Here is a 16,880-nt window from a genome sequence, read left to right on the forward strand (position 1 = left end):
CCCCAGTATGGCCATTAACGCAGCGCTTGACAGCTGGAATAACGGGTTTTTTTGCATATATACCGGCTGCTTCCATTCGACTTTGGTTTATTAAGCCTTCCAAGTGCAGCGCCAGGCTCCCTTTACTGGCCGGGAAACTCCCAGGCAGGAAAGGGGTCAGGCAAGCCGGCCCATGCCTGATGGCCATTCGCTATCTCGGCATCGCCCAGGAGACATTCATCCAGTGCCTGGCGAATCCTGGCCTCGTCGAGATCCTGCCCGATGAAGACCAGCTCTTGGCGCATATCGCCGAACGGCTCCTCCCACTGCTCCATGATATAGCCGCGGCTCTCCGGATCACTGGGCCAGCGCGACTCGTCCACTGCCTTCCAGAACATACCGGCGAAGCCATAGTGGGCGATGCCACCCGCCTGACTCCACTGTCCGGCGAACTCCGGCCGTGTTGCCAGCCAGAAGAACCCCTTCGAGCGCAGCAGCTTGCCGCCGAACCAGTCTCCGTGCAACAGCTCATGAAACTTCTGGGGATGGAAGGGGCGCCTGGCACGGTAGACGAAGCTTGTAATACCGTACTCCTGGGTTTCGGGCACGTGCTCGCCACGCAGCTCCTTGAGCCAACCGGGAGCGAATCGGGCTTTCTCGAAGCTGAAGAGGCCGGTGTTCAGCACCTTGTCGAGCGGCACCTGGCCATGGGCCATCGCAATCAGTTCAGCATCAGGATTGAGCGTACGCAGCACGGCTTTCACCTCGGCCAATTGCGCCTCGTCGATCAGGTCGGTCTTGCTGATTAGAAGCACGTCGCAAAACTCGATCTGGTCGACCAGCAGATCGGCCACATTGCGCAGATCATCCTCGTCGAGGCTCTCGCCGGCTTCGGCCAGTGATTTCGCCTCGTGGTACGCCTCGAGGAAATTTGCCCCATCGACCACCGTGACCAAGGTGTCCAACCGAGCAACGCTGGAGAGACTCTTTCCCTCCTCATCCTCGAAGGTAAAAGTTTCCGCTACGGGGAGCGGCTCGGAGATGCCGGTGGATTCAATCACCAGGTAATCGAAGCGTCCTTCCCGGGCCAGCCGGCTCACTTCCACCAGTAGGTCTTCGCGCAAAGTGCAGCAGATACAGCCGTTGCTCATCTCTACCAGGCGTTCCTTCGCCCGGTTGAAAGCCACCTCACCCTCCTCGATGCCTGGACCGCCGCGCACCAAAGCGGCATCGATGTTTACTTCGCTCATGTCGTTGACGATCACCGCCACGCGGCGGTTTTCCCGGTTGGCCAGGATATGGTTGAGCAGGGTGGTCTTACCGGCGCCGAGAAAGCCGGAAAGGACGGTAACGGGCAATAGGGCTTGGCTCATCACTGGTCTCCTCGCGATTTGCTGAAATGAAGTTCGCGCTTCTCCTGTCGCTCCTTAGCTTCCAGGCACAGCTCAGCCGTAGGCCGCAGCAACAGGCGGGGTACGCCAATGGGCTGGCTGGTCTCGGCGCAGTAGCCATAGTCGCCTTCCTCGATACGTCGCAGCGCCCGACGGATCTTGTCCAACAGTCGCGTCTCGCGGTCGGCCTGTCGCAACAACAAGCGCAGCTCCTCCTCTACCGCAGCGCGATCGAGCTCGTCGCCGCTGCGCTCATTATCGGCAATGGCCTTGCGAACCTCTTCCAGATGTCCTTCCACCTCGGACTTTTCGGCCAGGAGCCGACACCGGAAGTAATCGAGCTGGGCGGCGTTCATGTACGCTTCCTCCGGCATTGCCAGGAGCTGCTTCACCTCAGGATCGACATTCATGAGAATTTCTCCCGAAAAAATATGTTATAACATAACAAACAAGATGATGCGCAACCCTCTCTGTTTACGGACCTAACGGACCGATTATGTTGCCAGGCAACTTTTTGCCCAGGCTGGGCAACTTCTTGCTTCTTTAGGCAAAAAGTTGCCTAAGAGTTGTTAGGACCTCAAGACACGATACGATTAGGAAATTGTTTTAAATCTCTTTTTCAGGAAATGGCACAAACTATGCTTTTGGCGAAACGTCCATCGGACATACCATTCACATCGTCAAGGAGCAGACCATGCCGACTCCCTGCTATATCAGCATCGAAGGCCAGACCCAGGGCAACATCACCGCGGGTGCCTTCACCCCGGATTCCGTGGGTAACATCTACGTGGAAGGCCACGAGGACGAGATGCTGGTCCAGGAGTTCAAGCACGTCGTGACCGTGCCCACCGACCCGCAGTCCGGTCAGCCCTCCGGCCAGCGCGCCCACAAGCCGTTCGTTTTCACCGTGGCCCTGAACAAGGCCGTGCCGCTGATGTACAACGCCCTGGCCTCCGGCGAAATGCTGCCCAACGTCGAACTTAAGTGGTACCGCACTTCCGTCGAGGGCAAGCAGGAGCACTTCTTCACCACCACCCTGACCGACGCCACCATCGTCGACATCAACCTGCGCATGCCGCATGCCCAGGATTCCACCAAGGCCGAGTTCACGCAGCTGATGGACGTCTCCCTGGCCTACCGCAAGATCGACTGGGAGCACACCGTCGCCGGCACCTCCGGTTCCGACGATTGGCGCGCCCCGCTCGAGTCCTGATCGGCTCGCCCCGCCCGCTGCGGGACAGGGATTGAAACGAAGACGCCAGCGCTCGATGCGGAGCGCTGGCGTTTTGCGTCAGGCCAATGTCGTCTCGTCCTGATGACCTGTCAGGCCTCGGTGCGCTTTACGGCCCGTCTTACGTTGGCCAGCAACAAGCTGCCCGTATCAGGGTCGGTGATCAACGTACAGTCGATACCGTAAAGCTGGCGCACCAGGTCGGTGGTGACGACCTCGCTGGGCGGACCGGCGGCGACGAGTTGGCCGCTGCGTAGCGCCAGCAAGTGATCGGCGTAGCGACAGGCGCTGGCCAGATCATGGAGCACCAGTACGACGGTGCGACCGCTGGCGGCGAGCCTTCGCACGAGTTCGAAGACTTCGATCTGGTGGCCCAGGTCCAGGGCCGAGGTAGGTTCGTCGAGCAGCAACAGCGGCGTTTGCTGGGCAATGGTCATGGCAATCCAGGCACGCTGGCGCTGCCCGCCCGAAAGGGTGTCGAGCGGCCGTTCCGCCAGTTCCATCACGTCGGCCGCCGCGAGCGCCTCGCGCACCACCCGCTGATCCTCCGCCGACCACTGGCGTATCCAGCCCTGGTGCGGCTGGCGGCCGAAACGCACCAGCTCGGCTACGGTAAGCCCTTCCGGGGCAATGGCCTCCTGCGGCAGCAGCGCCAGGCGACGCGCCAGCTCGCGCGCGGGTAGCCGCTGGATGTCCTGGCCATCCAGCAATACCGAGCCCTGGCTGGGCGCATGCAGCCGCGAGAGTCCCGCCAATAGCGTGGACTTTCCGCAGCCATTGGGGCCGACGATGGCCGTGACCTGACCCGCCGGCAAGGTGAATGCCAGGCGGTCGATGACGGTCGCGCGGCCATGGCACAGCGTCAGGCCGCGAGTGGCGAGTTCGTGTCGGGTCATGCCAGGTTCCTTGAAGCCGGTCGCAGGAGTATCCACAGCAGCCAGGGGCCGCCCACCACGGCGGTGACGATGCCCACCGGAATCTCGATGGGAGCGAGCAGTACCCTTCCCGCCAGATCGGCCAGCACCATGACCAGCGCGCCTGCCAGTGCCGAAGCGACGACCGGCACGCTCCGCGGCGAGGAGAGGGAGCGAGCGATCTCGGGGCCAATCAGGCCCACCAGCCCCACCGGGCCGGCCACGGCCACCGCCAAGCCGGTCAGCAGTACCGAAAGCATCAGCACCTGCCAGCGTCTGCGTAACACGCGCTCCCCAAGCGTGGTGGCCACGGCGTCGGAGAAGCGCATCAGGGAAAGCGAGCGGGCCAGCCAGAGGGCCGCGGCGAGGCCGAACATCAAGCCGATGGCCAGCAGCCATACGGCATCGGCCGGTCGGGCGTTGAGGGAACCTACGGTCCAGGGATAGGCGGCGTTGGCCGTGTCGATGTGCACCTTGGCCAGCAACAGCTGGGTAACGGCGCCGAACACCGCCCCCACTCCGATACCGGCAACGATGAAGCGGTAGCCGCGGGTGCCGCCACCGGCGGCCAAGCCGAAGGTCAGCGCGGCGGCGGTAGCGGCCCCCACCAGGGCCATGGCGGGCGGCGCCAGGGAGACGCCCAAGCCGATCACCGAGGCCACGGCGAAGGCCGTCGCACCGTTGTCGATGCCAATGATCCCGGGCGTGGCCAGGCGGTTGCGGGCCAGGGTCTGCATCAGGCAGCCCGCCGATCCGAAGGCGGCACCGGTCAGCCAGGCAGCGGCCAGGCGCGGCAGGCGCAGTTCCTGCACCAGGAAAACGCCTATCGGGTCACCACGCCCCACCAGGGCCGGCAGTACCGCCTGGAGCGGCAGGATGCTGCTGCCCAGGGCCAGATAGGCAAGCGATGCCGCCACCAGGCCGATCAGGAGAATCGACGCGGCCGCGAGGCCACGCCGATCGATCAACAGGCTGTACGGCTCGCTGTGGCCCGAGGTGCGCCAGGCCAGGCGCCAATGTCCCTCGGGCGCGGTCACGGCCGAAGCCCCGCCGCACGCTGCGTCAGCGCGCCGCTGCCGGGCCTGGCTTTCGACTGGCGTATCGCAGCGCATGGCGACTCTTCCTTCCTTCATGGTTTCATGCGCCTATAGGGTCGGCATGCGGCGGGACCGCACCACCGCGACCAGCACCGGTGCGCCACACAGCGCCGTGAGCACCCCCAAAGGCAGCTCCGAGGGTGCCACCACCAGGCGCGACACGATGTCGGCACCGATCACCATCAGCGGACCCAGCGGCAGACATAGCCACAGGGTGCGGCGTATGTCGGGGCCGGCCAGCGCGCGAGCCGCAAACGGAACCACCAGCCCGACGAAGGCGATAGGGCCAGCGGTGGCGGTAGCGGCGCCCACCAGCAGGGCCACGACAACAATCACCAGCAGCCGGATCAGGCTCGGGCGATGCCCCAGGCCGCTGGCGACACGTTCGCCCAGCGCCAGCGCGGCCAAGGGACGCGCCACGGCCAGAATCAACCCGGCAGCCAGCAACAGGCTGGGCAGGATGGCGACGAGATGCTCGAGGCGGCGCCCGGCCAGGCTGCCGACGACCCAGAAGCGGATCTCGTCGGCGGCGCGTTGATCGAACAGCAGCAGCAGCGACGTGAGCGAGAGCAGCAACCCTGTGAGCGCCGCACCTGCCAACACCAGGCGAACCGGATCGTTGCCTGCGCCGCTCACCCGGGCCACTCCGAGCACGCAGAGACAGCCCGCCATGGCGCCGAGTTGCGCCACGCCGACGCGCAGCGTGGTGGCCGTGGCGCCCAGCACCAGCGCCAGCGCAACGGCGAAAGCGGCACCGGCGCTGACGCCGAGCAGCCCCGGCTCGGCCAGTGGGTTGCGCGTCACGGCCTGCAGCAAGGCTCCCGCCACGCCCAGTGCAGCGCCCACGACCAGCCCGACCAAGGTGCGGGGCAAGCGCAGCGAACCGAGAACGAACCTGGCCTCCGCGTCTCCCTGCCCCATTAAAACGGCCCATGCCCGAGTGGGGCCGACGTCGCCGGCACCCAGCAGCAGGCTGGCCACGCAGACCAGTAACAGTAACAGCAGCAGGCCCGCCAGCCTCGTGGTGAGGTGGCGGGCCGGGGAAGTGCCCGAATGAGCCATCGCCTCCATCAGGGCGACAACGCGGCGCCGAGCTCGTCGAGAATGGCCTGGGCGGCCAGCGGACCGCTGGCGCTTGTCCACAGCTGGCCATCGACGGGCACCACCCGGTCGCGAGCCACAACGTCAAGCCGGGCAAAGGCGGGCGATGCCTTGGCGGCCTCCAGCGCTTCGCGCCCCTCTTCGTTGAGAGTCGCCAGGAACATCCAGTCGGCTTCGAGACGGGAAAGATTCTCGAGGCTGAGGGTATCGCTATGGGGCTTGCCCTCACGTACCAGGCCGGCATCGTGAACCGCCACGCCGGCGGCACGCAGCAATCCCGAAACGAACAGCTGCTCGGACATGACCATCGGCCCTTGCGGCATCCAGCGCACCAGCACCGCAGTGGGGGCCTCGTCGTCGAGTTGCTCGGCCAGTTCGGCGGCGCGGGAATCCACCGCTTCCAAAGCGGCTTCTCCCTCCTTCTGGCGGCCCAGCGCCTGGGCAAAGAGGCGCGTCTCGTCACGCCAGGCCTCGGGCTGTAGCCCCTCGGTCAGCGGCACCACGGTCGGGGCGATGCGCGAGAGCAGCCGATACTGGGCCTCGGGCAGCTGCGGCGGCGCCAGGATCAGGTCCGGCTCGAGTGCCAGCACGGCCTCGAGGTTGATCTCGCGCACCACACCGACAATGGCGGGGCGTTGGTCGCCAAGATGGGCCTCGATATAGCGGGCCACACCGTCACCGCCACGGGTGGTCACGGCGCCAAGAGGCGTGACGCCGACAGCCAGGGCGGTATCGAGGGCGCCTTCGTGAAGACTTACGACGCGCTCAGGGGCACTGGGCACTTCCACGTCGCCAAAGGCGGTCGCCACGGTGGCCGCCTGGGCCGGTATGGCCGTTAAGGCGAGCAGCGCCGCCAGGCCGATGCCAAGCTGGCGAAAGGATTGGGAAACAAGCAGGAACATGGGCTCTCCTGGACCGAGCGGGCACCACCGTTAATCGCAGTGCCGAACTAATGAATGATAATGAATATCAGAGACGATTGCAGCACCCTCCCTGTTCGCAACGTCTCGTTCGACAACTCGCAACCTCGCCAGACCCGGCGCCACCCTCCTGGCGAGACATCGCCAAGGGGCGCTCAAGGGTTGCCGAGTGCCGCCACCACCTCTTCCACCTGGGCTCGCACGCTTCGAAGCCCGGCGCCTGAGAGATACCAGAGCCCGGGCGACAGCGATTCGACGACGATGTCGGCACCGCCCTCGGCGGCAAGCGCCTCCTTGAGCTCGGCGAGGTTCAGCGGCGCCTGGCCGATGGCCGCGCTGCGGCCGACCACCAGCACGGCGTCCGGGCTCATGCGCACCATGGTGTCAGGCGTCATCGGCACGAAGGTGCGTCCGCCCCGTTCGGTGGCATCCACGTCATCCGGCACGGCCGGCGTTTCCAACCGGAGCAGCTCGCTCACGACCGGCTCCTGGCGCAGGGCGTAGTTGCCGTCGTTATGAGTCACCACCACCACCTTGGCATTGGCGGGCAGCACTTCGCGCGCTGCCTCGATGTCGGCACCGAGCTCATCGAGGGCTGCCTCGGCTTGGGTCTCGGCATCGTATCGCCTGGCAAGTCGTCGCACCTTGTCGCCGAAGGCTTCGAAGAAAGCCCCCTCGCTCAAGGTGACATCCATGACCTCGCCGATCTCGGCGAGTGCCAGGCCGGCCACGCCCTGTCGCCCGGTGACCAGGATCAGGTCCGGCGCGATTTCTGCCATCGCCTCGGCGTTCGGCTCCTTGAGGCTACCCACGTCCGGCCGGTCGTTCAGCAGATGGGCCACGTAGGACGGGGCAGCCTGGTGCGGCAAACCGACGAGATATTCCTCCAGGCCCAGCGCTTCCAGCGTATCCGCGCTCCCCCAATCGAAGCTGACCACGAATGGTTTGCCACCGGCCGCGGCTTCGTCCGCTTGTGTCGACAGCGGCAAAGCCAGCATGGCCATGGACAGTGCCGTCACCCACCCTTTGTAACTGTTCATCTCGCCCCCAAAACTAATGAGAATCAATCACAATAAACGGCGAATCTACCACGCTCCCCGCTACGCCTGTCGCAACGATAAGTTCCATGTTTCGAAACGCTCGCGGGGGCTGGCGCCTCCTTGAGCTGAAACGTTGCAGATTCAGCAACGCATCATTCCAGAAATCATAATTCACAAAGAAAATGCAAATCTTTATCATTTATTCAAAGGGAACAACGTTTTTACGAAAAGAGCGATACCGCGCCGGCCCTCCAGCGTGACGCATCGCCTCGACATCAAGCCCTCCTATCGACACATGGGCCAGTGTGCCCGGGCTTTTCAGCAAGGAGTCAAGGACCATGCATACCTCTCCCACCCTGCCGTTCATGCGCACCGCACTGTCACGGGCGCTGGGCGTCGCCGCGGCCTGCGCCAGTGCCGGTGCGCTGGCGCAGGATTCGAACCAACTGGAAACGGTCGTGGTCACGGCCGCGGGCTATGAGCAGGTGCTATCCGATGCCCCTGCGAGCATCTCGGTGATCAGTGGGGAGGAACTGAACAAGCGCTCCTACTCCAGCATTGTCGATGCCATGGATAACATCCCCGGGGTTTATGTCACCGGGGGGGGCGACTCGCAGGACATCAGCATCCGCGGGATGGATGACAGCTACACGCTCTATCTGGTCGATGGCCGCCCCATCTCCGCGGGTCGTTCGGTCAATACCAACGGCACCGATGGCGGCAAGCAGATCGGACTACCCCCGATTTCCATGATCGAGCGCGTCGAAGTGATCCGTGGGCCGATGTCGTCCCTCTACGGCTCGAGCGCCATGGGCGGGGTCGTCAATATCATTACCAAGAAGGCGACCGGCGAGTGGTCGGGCTCGGTGACAACCGAATACACCCACTCGCTGAACGACATCAACAATGACGGCCAGCAGGTCAGCTTCGCGACCAGCGGCCCTCTCATTCAAGGCCTGCTGGGACTCCAGGTACACGGCAGCTGGATCGGCCAGGAAGAGAGCGACTACATGGGTGGGGACGACAATGCGGAAAGCACCCCGGACAGCGAAACCCGCCAGGGGGGCGTGAAGCTTTATCTCACTCCCAACGAGGAAAACGAATTTACCCTCGGCTACACCTCGTCCACGAAGGAATACACCCACAACCCCGGCGTGAGCATTCCGCTGGTCGACGCCCGAGGCAATCCCGCCGTCTCGAGCACGACACGCTACGACAAGGACACCTATACCCTGGCCCATCGAGGGACGTACGGCAGCCTGATCGTGGACAGCTACGTTCAGCAGGACATTTCCGAGCGCGTCCAGGCAGATGAAAAGCAAGAGGAAATGACCACCTACAACACTCAGGCCACCTACTTCTGGGGCAACCACGTGCTCACCTTCGGCGGGCAATACAAGCAGGAAGAACTGGTCGACGAGACCAATGGCTTGTGGACCGCAGGCGTACCGGGAGCCGAACGTAGCGTCGATCGCTGGCTGGGCGCCGTCTTCGCCGAAGTGGAGTGGCACGTCACCGACAGGCTCAATCTCACCACAGGCGTGCGCTACGACGACGACGAGCTGTTCGGCGGCCATCTCTCGCCGCGCGTATATGCCAACTACCACCTCGACCCGCAGTGGACTTTGAAAGGCGGTGTCTCTACCGGCTACAAGCAGCCCAGCCTGTCGGATGCCAGTGAAGGCTTCGGTCGCGGTACGGGAGGGCCCAACTCGCCAGCGCCGCATCCGCGAGCCTTGATCGTCGGCAACGAGGGGCTGGATCCGGAAACCAGCACCAACTACGAGCTGGGCCTGGTATTCAACAGCGCCGCGCGTGACGTCACCGCCAGCGCCACGCTCTTCCATACCCAGTTCGACGACAAGATTGCCGAAGAGCCCTTGTGCGAACCGGGCGGGAATCCCAACGACCCGTCCACCTGGCAATGTCCTTATGCAGGCAACGATTACCTGTTCATCCGTACCCGGACGAACATCGACGAAGCCGAGATGCAAGGGGTGGAGCTGACCCTCGATTATGACATCACCCCGACGGTGCGGCTCAGCTCCAGCTATACCTTTACCGACTCCGAGCAGAAGACCGGCGAGTTCGAGGGCGAACCGCTCAACAAGATTCCCGAGCACATGGTCAACCTGGCGTTCGACTGGCAGACCACCGAACGCCTGAACCTTTGGCTGCAGGGTAACTACCGCAGCCAAACCAGCGACTTTCTCAGCCGCACCGCCATGGAGGACGGCACGCCAGGCTACGGCCTGATCGACGCCGGGCTGGTCTATGCCCTGAACGACAGGGCCCGGGTAAAAGCCGGCCTCTACAACATTGCCGATAAGGAGATCACCAACGACGAATACGGCGTGGTACTGGATGGCCGTCAGGTCAACCTGGGGCTGACCGTCGACTTCTGAAGGCGAGCCAGAGCATTGCCCCTGTTTCGATGCTTCGCCCCGACCTGGCCGGGGCTTTTTTATTCGACGCCTCCCGGCAAAGAGCAATGATTTTCATTTGATCCGCTTGCTGGCACAATGCTCGAACCCTTCTTTCACGGTGCCATCATGCACGACTTCGACGAACTGGCTGCTTTCGATGCCGTCATGACCCTGGGCAGCCTGACACTCGGTGCCCGCAAACTGGGTTTGGCCAAATCGACGCTGAGCCGTCGAATTTCCCAGCTCGAACGCCAGGTGGGCCAGCCCCTGCTGCGCCGACAATCCAACCGGCTGCTGCCGACCGAAGCCGGACAGATGTTCCATGCTTACTGCCGCCAGATGCTCGAACTCGCCGAGAAGAGCCGGCAAGCCCTCGAGGAACTGAGCGAGGAAGTCAGCGGGGAAGTGCAGGTCGCCACGCACAACGCCCTGGCACGCAGTTGGCTCGCCCCGCGGTTGGCCGGGTTCATGGATCGGCATTCCAACGTTCGCCTGACATTGCAGACCTGCACGACACCGCCCCTGTCGGCAGAAAGCCAGTCTGTGACGCTCTGGCTGGGAGAGGTTTCGGGCAGTGATCTATGCCAGGAAATCCTGGGCTGGCTCGACCGCGGCCTGTACGGTCATCCCGACTATCTGGACCGCCACGGCTATCCTCGACATCCTCGGGAATTGGCCCAGCACGCCTGGATCGACCTGCTTGGCGAAACCGAGCAGGGGCTGACACTCACCCATTCCCAGAAGGGCGAGTACCGCTTTCAGCCGCCGGAGTCGCGCTTTCGTGTCGACCAGCACACCCTGCATGGCGATGCCATCGCCCACGGACACGGGCTGGGCATCATGCCCGACTGGATGGTGGCCGCTCGCGAGCGCGCCCATCCTGGTTCGCTGGTACGCTGCCTGCCGGAGTGGGGTGTGCCGCCGGAGCCGGTGACGCTGCTGTATCCCTATGGTTCCCGCCCACGCCGCTTGAACGCTCTGCTCGCCTTTCTGCGCCAGGAAACGCCCCAGGAGTGGCTTGCGAACCCGAAGAGCCCGAACCCCACACGCGGCGAGTCTCGCCGTACCGTAGCGCACCATGCATAGCCCGCAGCCAGCCTTCAGCGAGAGCAACGACATATGTTGCCTTTCGCCCCGGCCCCGCCTGGATTGCCGGTTTGCTAGCGCAGCGTATGATTGCCCATCGCTATCGAATCCATCCGAAATATTCGCTTACGCTATCGTCGCGTCGCGCTTATCCTGCGGCAATGATGCAAAAACGCGGAGCCGACGCCATGAAGAAGACAATGACCTTTGCCATCGTGCACTTCTGCGTGGCCTTTGGCGTGACCTACCTATTGACCGGTAGCTGGGTGCTTGGCGGCATGATCGCGCTGATCGAACCTGCCGTTAACACCGTCGCCTACTTCCTTCACGAGAAGGCGTGGGGCTACGTCGATCGCCAGCGTGCAGCCCTGCCGAGCTGACGATCAGGGATTCCTGTCGACTCTCAACAGTACCGAGTAGCGATAGTCCTGCTCCATGGAGCCGAAGGAGGCGAGATTCGCATGCGGCGTGGTAACTCGCAGATACCAGGTGCCAGCGTCCAGGCGACGCTCGATCCTGAAGTTGCTGTGCTGGCCACTGGTCCAGTCGCGTGCCACCAGCCGGCCCTCGGCATCGAGCAGTTGGCCAGCCGGCGAGATCATGCCTCCCTCACCGGGAAAAGTCTGACTCTCGATCACTACATTGGCAGGCTCCGCCAGGGTGAAGGTGAAGTGACGATGCCCTGCCGTCAGTACCTCGTGTCGTCGGCCTGGCTCCAGTTCGGTCGCGCTGTGCAGCGGGTCGCCCGTGCTCGCACAGCCAGTCAGCAGTAGCAGCAAGAGAAGCAAAGACAGGGAGGGCACCACGCGGTTCATGTCAGACTCCTTTCCTATTGGCCGGCTCCTCTCAGCCTAACCCCAACAGGCGCTCCGCGCCCAGCCAGATCAGCCGCAGCGCCAGCAGGGTCAGCGTCCACTTGAAGAAGAAGTCGAAGCGACGGTCGGTCACCCGATTCAACAGGCGCAGCCCCAACCAGGTGCCCACGAAACCCGCCGCCACCATCATCAGCATCAGCCCCAGCCAGTCGCGAAAGACGAAGCCGGCGAAGCCGAAGATGAACGCCTTGGTCAGGTGCTGCAGCGTCATGCAGGTAGCGAAGGTGGCCACCCGCGGCAGTCGCTCGCGAATCCCCAGCTTGACGAACGAGGCCACCATCGGGCCGCTGGCGCCCACCAGGCTGGAGAGCAGGGTCGTGGCGGCACCGGCGATGACGGTACCGGTGCGGCCCACCGCCCGCTGGGGCAGCCCGGGTCCCCAGCAGGAGTAGAGCACGAAGGCGGCGATGCACAGCTCGAGCACACCCGACGGCAGGCGGATCAGCAACCAGGCCGCCACTACGGCACCCACGACGACCCCGGGGAGGAAGGCCACAACAATGTCGCGGCGGATATGGCGCCACGTCATCGCCGCCCGCCCCCCGTTGGAGCCGAGCTGCACCATGCCGTGCACGGGAATCAGCGCCGTGGCCGGCATGACCTGGGCCATGGCGATGATCAGCAGCGTGCCCCCACCGATGCCGGCCGCCGCGGAGAGCGCCGAGGTCAGGGCCGAAAGCAGCACCAGGCTCAGGTTGATCGCGGCGGGCAGCGGTGAAAGCAGCTCCAGCATCAGGCCAGGCGCCTCACGGCAGCCTGCCCTCATCGACGCCATGGCACGCCACCTCGCTGCCGTCGTGGCGAGCGATCAACCGCGGCACTTCGGCCTTGCAGCGGTCGTTGGCATGCGGGCAGCGCGGGTGGAAGGCGCAGCCCGAAGGTGGATGCACCGGATTTGGTACCTCGCCCTGGATCGTGGTGCGCTCCTTGCCCACGCCCTCCAGTGACGGCACCGCATCGAGCAGCATCTTCGAGTACGGATGATGCGGATTCTCGAAGAGCTGCTCGGCCGGGGCGATCTCGGCAATCCGACCCAGGTACATCACGGCGATGCGGTCCGACATGTGCTTGACCACGGCCATGTCGTGGCTGATGAACAGGTACGTCAGCTCGTACTCGTCCTGCAGGTCGCTCATCAGGTTGAGAATCTGCGCCTGCACCGAGACGTCCAGCGCCGAGGTCGGCTCGTCGCAGATCATGAATTCCGGCTCGTTAGCCAGCGCCCGCGCGATCGAGATGCGCTGACGCTGGCCGCCGGAGAACTCGTGCGGGTAGCGGTTGGCGTCCATGGCCGACATGCCCACCTGCTCGAGCAGCTCGCCTACACGTCGCCTACGGTCGGTTGCGCTCATCTCGGGGCGGAAGAAGCGCAGCGGCTCGCCGATGATGGTACCCACCCGCCATAGCGGATTGAGGCTGGCGTAAGGGTCCTGGAAGATCATCTGGAAGCGCTTGCGCACGTTGGCGGCCTGTCGCCCGGTGCGGCTCACCAGGTCGCTGATGTCCTCGCCGTCGAACACCAGCTTGCCGCGGGTGAGGCCGTAGAGCCCCACCACCAGCCTCGCCACCGTGGACTTGCCGCAGCCGGATTCGCCTACCAGCGAGAGCGTCTCGCCGCGGCGAATGGAGAAGCCCACGCCATCCACCGCCTTGAGTGTGAGTCGCTCGCTGCGCTCGATCACCCGGTTGAGCCACGGCTTGGAGACATCGAAGTAGCGCGCCAGGTCATGCGCTTCCAGCAGGATGTCGCCCTGCGCCGCCGTGGCCGGGCCTGTCGATTTCACAGCCGTTTCAGCGCACATGGAGCACCTCCTCTCCTTCGTTGTCTCGACGCGGCGGTAGCGGATCCACCGGGTCGTGCAGCCAGCAGGCGGCCAGGCTGCCACCCGCCGGCATCAGGTCAGGCCGTTCGGCACGGCAACGCTCCTGGGCGTGGGGGCAGCGCGGGTTGAAGGCACAGCCTGCGGGAATCGCCGCCAGCCGCGGCATGGAGCCCTCGATCTGGTAGAGCCGCTCGAGGCGCTTCTCGATGCTCGGGATCGATGCCATCAGGCCCTTGGTGTAGGGGTGCTGCGGATGGCGCACCACCTCGTCGACAGGACCGATCTCGATCAATCTACCGGCATACATCACGGCCACCCGATCGGCCGTCTCGGCGATGACGCCCATGTCGTGGGTCACCAGCATCACCGCGGTGCCATGGTCGGCGCAGAGCCGCTTGAGCAGGGCAAGTATCTGCGCCTGTACCGAAACATCGAGCGCCGTGGTGGGCTCGTCGGCAATGATGAACTCGGGCCGCGCCGCCAGGGCCAGGGCGATCACCACGCGCTGGCGCATGCCGCCGGAGAACTGGTGCGGGTAACTGTCAAGCCGGTTCTCGGGGGCGGGTATGCCCACCTCACGCAGCAGCTTGAGCGCTTCCTCGCGGGCCTCGCGCTCGCCCATCGGCAGGTGGGCGCGGATCGTCTCGATCAGCTGATCCCCCACCGAGAACAGCGGGTTGAGGCTGGTCAGCGGGTCCTGGAAGATCATGCCGATATGACGGCCACGCAGCGGCACGAACTCGTCTTCGGGCAGGTCGTCGATGCGCCTGCCCGAGAGACGGACTTCACCTTCCGCAATGCGCCCGGGCGGCTCCAGCAGCCGAATCACGGCGTTGCCGGTCATCGACTTGCCGGCGCCGGACTCGCCCACCACGCCCAGCACCTCGCCGGGGGCGATATCGAAGGAGACGTCGTCCAGCGCCACGAGGGTGCCGTGGCGGGTGGGAAATTCCACCCGCAGATGGCGCACCGAGAGCACCGGCTCCTGCGCCGCGGCATCAGCAGCCTGGCTGACGCCTGGGCTTACGGAACCCTTGTTAACGGAGCTTGGGGTTGAGGACATCACGCAACCAGTCTCCCAGCAGATTGACGGAGAGCGCCAGCAGCAGCAGCGCCACCCCGGGGAAGAGCAGGATCCACCACTCTCCCGAGAACATGTAGTCCTGGCCCACCCGGATAAGGGTGCCCAGGCTCGGCTGGGTGGCCGGCATACCGACCCCCAGGAACGACAGCGTGGCCTCGGCGATGATCGCCAGGGCCAGGCCGATGGTGCCGATTACCAGCACCGGACGCAGCACATTGGGCAGGATATGCTGGAACAGGATCTTGCGCGCCGGCAGGCCGATGACCCGCGCCGCCTGCACGTACTCCTTGCTCTTCTCCACCATGGTGGCACCGCGTACGGCACGGGCATACTGCACCCAATCGGAAAGCCCGATGGCGATGATCAGCACGATGATGGCCACCTCGGCATGCATCGAGCGCGGCAGGAAGCCGCGGATCACGCCGAAGATCAGCAGCGCCATGAGGATCGACGGGAAGGTGAGCTGCACGTCGGCGATCCGCATGATCAGTGCGTCGCGCCAGCCGCCGCGGAAGCCCGCCAAGAGCCCCAGGGCGGTGCCCAACACCAGGGCGAAGATCACCGCGGCGAAGCCCACCAGCAGCGAGATACGCGAGCCGTAGAGAATCGCCGAGAAGACGTCGCGCCCCTGGCTGTCGCTACCCAGCAGGTAGAAGTTGCCGGTAAAGTCCGACGTGGTCAGCGGCGGCGCAAAGGCGTCGATCAGCTCCAGCTCGCGCGGGTCGAACGGATTCTGCGGCGCGATCCAGGGCGCGAACAGCGCCGCCGCGAACATGACCAGCGTCACCAGGGTGGCAAGTATCACCACCGGCTGGCGCTTCCACGAGTAGACCACGTCGCTTTCGAGGAAGGTGCGCCACTTGCTCGGCTTGGGCGGCACGACGCGCGCCGCATCGTCACGGGTCTGGATGTCCTGGCTCATTTACCACCTCCCTGAGCGCGCAGCCGCGGGTCGACGGCGTAGTAGAGCAGATCCACCACCAGGTTGATGACCACGAACACCAGCGCGATCATCATCAGATAGGCGGCCATCACCGGCACGTCGACGAAGCGCACCGCGGTGATGAACAGCGCACCCACACCCGGCCACTGGAACACCGTCTCGGTGATGATGGCGAAGGCGATGATGGTGCCGAGCTGCAGGCCGATGATGGTGATGACCGGGATCATGGTGTTCTTGAGCGCATGACGAAGATGAACCACCCGCTTCGACAACCCCCGCGCCCGGGCAAACTTGATGTAGTCGGTGCTCAACACCTCGAGCATCTCGGCACGCACCAGGCGCATGATCAGGGTGAGCTGGAACAGCCCCAGGGTGATCGACGGTAGAATCAGCGAACGCAGGCCGCTCGCCGTCAACAGGCCGGTGGTCCACCAGTCCCCGAGCCGCACCGTCTCGCCGCGACCGAAGGCCGGCAGCACGCCCAGCTCCACGGCGAAGATATAGATCAACAGCACACCGATCAGGAAGGTGGGCAGCGACACGCCGATCAGCGAGGCGGTCATGATGAAGTTGGCCAGCCAGCTGCGCCGGCGCAGCGCGGTGTAGATGCCCAGCACGATCCCCATGACCACGGCGAAGATCGCCGAGATGGTAGCCAGCTCCAGGGTGGCTGGCAGCCGCTCGAGAATCAGGTCGGTCACGGGACGCGCCGAACGATAGGAGATGCCGAACTCGAACTGTGCGGCATTGACGATGAATTTCCAGAACTGCACCACCACCGGCTGGTCGAGGCCCAATTGGGCGCGCAGGGCGGCGCGATCGGCCGCGGTGGCCTCCTGCCCCAGCATGTTGAGCACCGGGTCGCCGACGTAGTGGAACAGCGAGAACGAAATGAGCGCGACCACGAACATCACGAAGATGGCCTGGAGTACACGCTGGATCAGAAACGCTAGCATGGGATCACCAAATA

At 64.5% G+C, this 16,880-nt stretch carries 17 protein-coding genes; 4 read left to right on the plus strand and 13 right to left on the minus strand.

Annotated features, from left to right (window positions below; translation table 11 throughout):
• Positions 1-122: 122 nt before the first annotated feature.
• Entirely contained in the window at positions 123-1,352 is a 1,230-nt protein-coding gene (gene zigA / locus ACOJCM_RS18560; RefSeq protein ID WP_445213563.1) for a zinc metallochaperone GTPase ZigA, read from the minus strand.
• Positions 1,352-1,780: an RNA polymerase-binding protein DksA gene (gene dksA / locus ACOJCM_RS18565; RefSeq protein ID WP_445213564.1), complete on the minus strand. Its 429-nt coding sequence runs from the start codon at positions 1,778-1,780 to the stop codon at positions 1,352-1,354. The genes zigA and dksA overlap by 1 nt, the downstream gene beginning before the upstream one ends.
• 284 nt (positions 1,781-2,064) lie before the next feature.
• Here dksA and ACOJCM_RS18570 point away from each other — a divergent pair, with 284 nt between their 5' ends.
• Positions 2,065-2,583: an Hcp family type VI secretion system effector gene (locus ACOJCM_RS18570; RefSeq protein ID WP_445213565.1), complete on the plus strand. Its 519-nt coding sequence runs from the start codon at positions 2,065-2,067 to the stop codon at positions 2,581-2,583.
• Between the two features lie 110 nt (positions 2,584-2,693).
• Here ACOJCM_RS18570 and ACOJCM_RS18575 read toward each other — a convergent pair whose 3' ends face one another.
• From ACOJCM_RS18575 to ACOJCM_RS18595, 5 genes are all read right to left on the minus strand, one after another.
• A complete protein-coding gene (locus ACOJCM_RS18575; protein WP_445213566.1) occupies positions 2,694-3,497 on the minus strand; it encodes an ABC transporter ATP-binding protein in 804 nt (267 codons plus the stop codon).
• Positions 3,494-4,648 (minus strand): FecCD family ABC transporter permease, encoded by a 1,155-nt coding sequence (locus ACOJCM_RS18580; RefSeq protein ID WP_445213567.1) that lies wholly within the window; start codon positions 4,646-4,648, stop codon positions 3,494-3,496. Before ACOJCM_RS18580 ends, ACOJCM_RS18575 begins: the two co-directional genes overlap by 4 nt.
• A 12-nt stretch (positions 4,649-4,660) precedes the next feature.
• Positions 4,661-5,674: a FecCD family ABC transporter permease gene (locus tag ACOJCM_RS18585; protein WP_445213568.1), complete on the minus strand. Its 1,014-nt coding sequence runs from the start codon at positions 5,672-5,674 to the stop codon at positions 4,661-4,663.
• 8 nt (positions 5,675-5,682) lie between these two features.
• Positions 5,683-6,615 (minus strand): ABC transporter substrate-binding protein, encoded by a 933-nt coding sequence (locus tag ACOJCM_RS18590; protein WP_445213569.1) that lies wholly within the window; start codon positions 6,613-6,615, stop codon positions 5,683-5,685.
• Positions 6,616-6,788: 173 nt separating this feature from the next.
• Entirely contained in the window at positions 6,789-7,673 is an 885-nt protein-coding gene (locus ACOJCM_RS18595; protein WP_445213570.1) for an ABC transporter substrate-binding protein, read from the minus strand.
• A 338-nt stretch (positions 7,674-8,011) separates the two neighbouring features.
• Between ACOJCM_RS18595 and ACOJCM_RS18600 the strand changes: the two genes are divergently transcribed.
• The 3 genes from ACOJCM_RS18600 to ACOJCM_RS18610 all read left to right on the plus strand — a co-directional run bounded on the left by ACOJCM_RS18600 (position 8,012) and on the right by ACOJCM_RS18610 (position 11,565).
• Positions 8,012-10,078 carry a TonB-dependent receptor domain-containing protein gene (locus ACOJCM_RS18600; protein ID WP_445213571.1) on the plus strand — a complete coding sequence of 689 codons (2,067 nt, stop codon included), beginning with the start codon at positions 8,012-8,014 and terminating at the stop codon, positions 10,076-10,078.
• 147 nt (positions 10,079-10,225) lie between these two features.
• Positions 10,226-11,185 (plus strand): LysR family transcriptional regulator, encoded by a 960-nt coding sequence (locus ACOJCM_RS18605; RefSeq protein ID WP_445213572.1) that lies wholly within the window; start codon positions 10,226-10,228, stop codon positions 11,183-11,185.
• A gap of 188 nt (positions 11,186-11,373) precedes the next feature.
• Positions 11,374-11,565, plus strand: coding sequence for a DUF2061 domain-containing protein (locus ACOJCM_RS18610; RefSeq protein ID WP_445213573.1), 192 nt, complete (start codon positions 11,374-11,376; stop codon positions 11,563-11,565).
• A gap of 3 nt (positions 11,566-11,568) precedes the next feature.
• Here ACOJCM_RS18610 and ACOJCM_RS18615 read toward each other — a convergent pair whose 3' ends face one another.
• The 6 genes from ACOJCM_RS18615 to ACOJCM_RS18640 are packed head-to-tail and all read right to left on the minus strand — an operon-like array spanning position 11,569 to position 16,866.
• On the minus strand, positions 11,569-12,000 hold the full coding sequence (locus tag ACOJCM_RS18615) for a hypothetical protein (protein WP_445213574.1): 432 nt from the start codon (positions 11,998-12,000) through the stop codon (positions 11,569-11,571).
• Positions 12,001-12,031: 31 nt separating this feature from the next.
• Positions 12,032-12,835: a TSUP family transporter gene (locus ACOJCM_RS18620; protein ID WP_445213575.1), complete on the minus strand. Its 804-nt coding sequence runs from the start codon at positions 12,833-12,835 to the stop codon at positions 12,032-12,034.
• A complete protein-coding gene (locus ACOJCM_RS18625; protein WP_445213576.1) occupies positions 12,807-13,862 on the minus strand; it encodes an ABC transporter ATP-binding protein in 1,056 nt (351 codons plus the stop codon). The genes ACOJCM_RS18620 and ACOJCM_RS18625 overlap by 29 nt, the downstream gene beginning before the upstream one ends.
• Positions 13,852-14,946: an ABC transporter ATP-binding protein gene (locus tag ACOJCM_RS18630; RefSeq protein WP_445213577.1), complete on the minus strand. Its 1,095-nt coding sequence runs from the start codon at positions 14,944-14,946 to the stop codon at positions 13,852-13,854. Before ACOJCM_RS18630 ends, ACOJCM_RS18625 begins: the two co-directional genes overlap by 11 nt.
• On the minus strand, positions 14,921-15,889 hold the full coding sequence (locus ACOJCM_RS18635) for an ABC transporter permease (RefSeq protein WP_445213578.1): 969 nt from the start codon (positions 15,887-15,889) through the stop codon (positions 14,921-14,923). Before ACOJCM_RS18635 ends, ACOJCM_RS18630 begins: the two co-directional genes overlap by 26 nt.
• On the minus strand, positions 15,886-16,866 hold the full coding sequence (locus ACOJCM_RS18640; RefSeq protein WP_445213579.1) for an ABC transporter permease: 981 nt from the start codon (positions 16,864-16,866) through the stop codon (positions 15,886-15,888). Before ACOJCM_RS18640 ends, ACOJCM_RS18635 begins: the two co-directional genes overlap by 4 nt.
• Between the last annotated feature and the right edge of the window lie 14 nt (positions 16,867-16,880).

The organism is Billgrantia hypersalina, from assembly GCF_052584175.1.

What these genes read in the sequence shown, in the direction of transcription:
- zigA (WP_445213563.1), bottom strand. Translation starts at nt 1,352, where the DNA reads ATGAGCCAAGCCCTATTGCCCGTTACCGTCCTTTCCGGCTTTCTCGGC.
- dksA (WP_445213564.1), bottom strand. Translation starts at nt 1,780, where the DNA reads ATGAATGTCGATCCTGAGGTGAAGCAGCTCCTGGCAATGCCGGAGGAA.
- ACOJCM_RS18570 (WP_445213565.1), top strand. Translation starts at nt 2,065, where the DNA reads ATGCCGACTCCCTGCTATATCAGCATCGAAGGCCAGACCCAGGGCAAC.
- ACOJCM_RS18575 (WP_445213566.1), bottom strand. Translation starts at nt 3,497, where the DNA reads ATGACCCGACACGAACTCGCCACTCGCGGCCTGACGCTGTGCCATGGC.
- ACOJCM_RS18580 (WP_445213567.1), bottom strand. Translation starts at nt 4,648, where the DNA reads ATGAAGGAAGGAAGAGTCGCCATGCGCTGCGATACGCCAGTCGAAAGC.
- ACOJCM_RS18585 (WP_445213568.1), bottom strand. Translation starts at nt 5,674, where the DNA reads ATGGCTCATTCGGGCACTTCCCCGGCCCGCCACCTCACCACGAGGCTG.
- ACOJCM_RS18590 (WP_445213569.1), bottom strand. Translation starts at nt 6,615, where the DNA reads ATGTTCCTGCTTGTTTCCCAATCCTTTCGCCAGCTTGGCATCGGCCTG.
- ACOJCM_RS18595 (WP_445213570.1), bottom strand. Translation starts at nt 7,673, where the DNA reads ATGAACAGTTACAAAGGGTGGGTGACGGCACTGTCCATGGCCATGCTG.
- ACOJCM_RS18600 (WP_445213571.1), top strand. Translation starts at nt 8,012, where the DNA reads ATGCATACCTCTCCCACCCTGCCGTTCATGCGCACCGCACTGTCACGG.
- ACOJCM_RS18605 (WP_445213572.1), top strand. Translation starts at nt 10,226, where the DNA reads ATGCACGACTTCGACGAACTGGCTGCTTTCGATGCCGTCATGACCCTG.
- ACOJCM_RS18610 (WP_445213573.1), top strand. Translation starts at nt 11,374, where the DNA reads ATGAAGAAGACAATGACCTTTGCCATCGTGCACTTCTGCGTGGCCTTT.
- ACOJCM_RS18615 (WP_445213574.1), bottom strand. Translation starts at nt 12,000, where the DNA reads ATGAACCGCGTGGTGCCCTCCCTGTCTTTGCTTCTCTTGCTGCTACTG.
- ACOJCM_RS18620 (WP_445213575.1), bottom strand. Translation starts at nt 12,835, where the DNA reads ATGGCGTCGATGAGGGCAGGCTGCCGTGAGGCGCCTGGCCTGATGCTG.
- ACOJCM_RS18625 (WP_445213576.1), bottom strand. Translation starts at nt 13,862, where the DNA reads ATGTGCGCTGAAACGGCTGTGAAATCGACAGGCCCGGCCACGGCGGCG.
- ACOJCM_RS18630 (WP_445213577.1), bottom strand. Translation starts at nt 14,946, where the DNA reads ATGTCCTCAACCCCAAGCTCCGTTAACAAGGGTTCCGTAAGCCCAGGC.
- ACOJCM_RS18635 (WP_445213578.1), bottom strand. Translation starts at nt 15,889, where the DNA reads ATGAGCCAGGACATCCAGACCCGTGACGATGCGGCGCGCGTCGTGCCG.
- ACOJCM_RS18640 (WP_445213579.1), bottom strand. Translation starts at nt 16,866, where the DNA reads ATGCTAGCGTTTCTGATCCAGCGTGTACTCCAGGCCATCTTCGTGATG.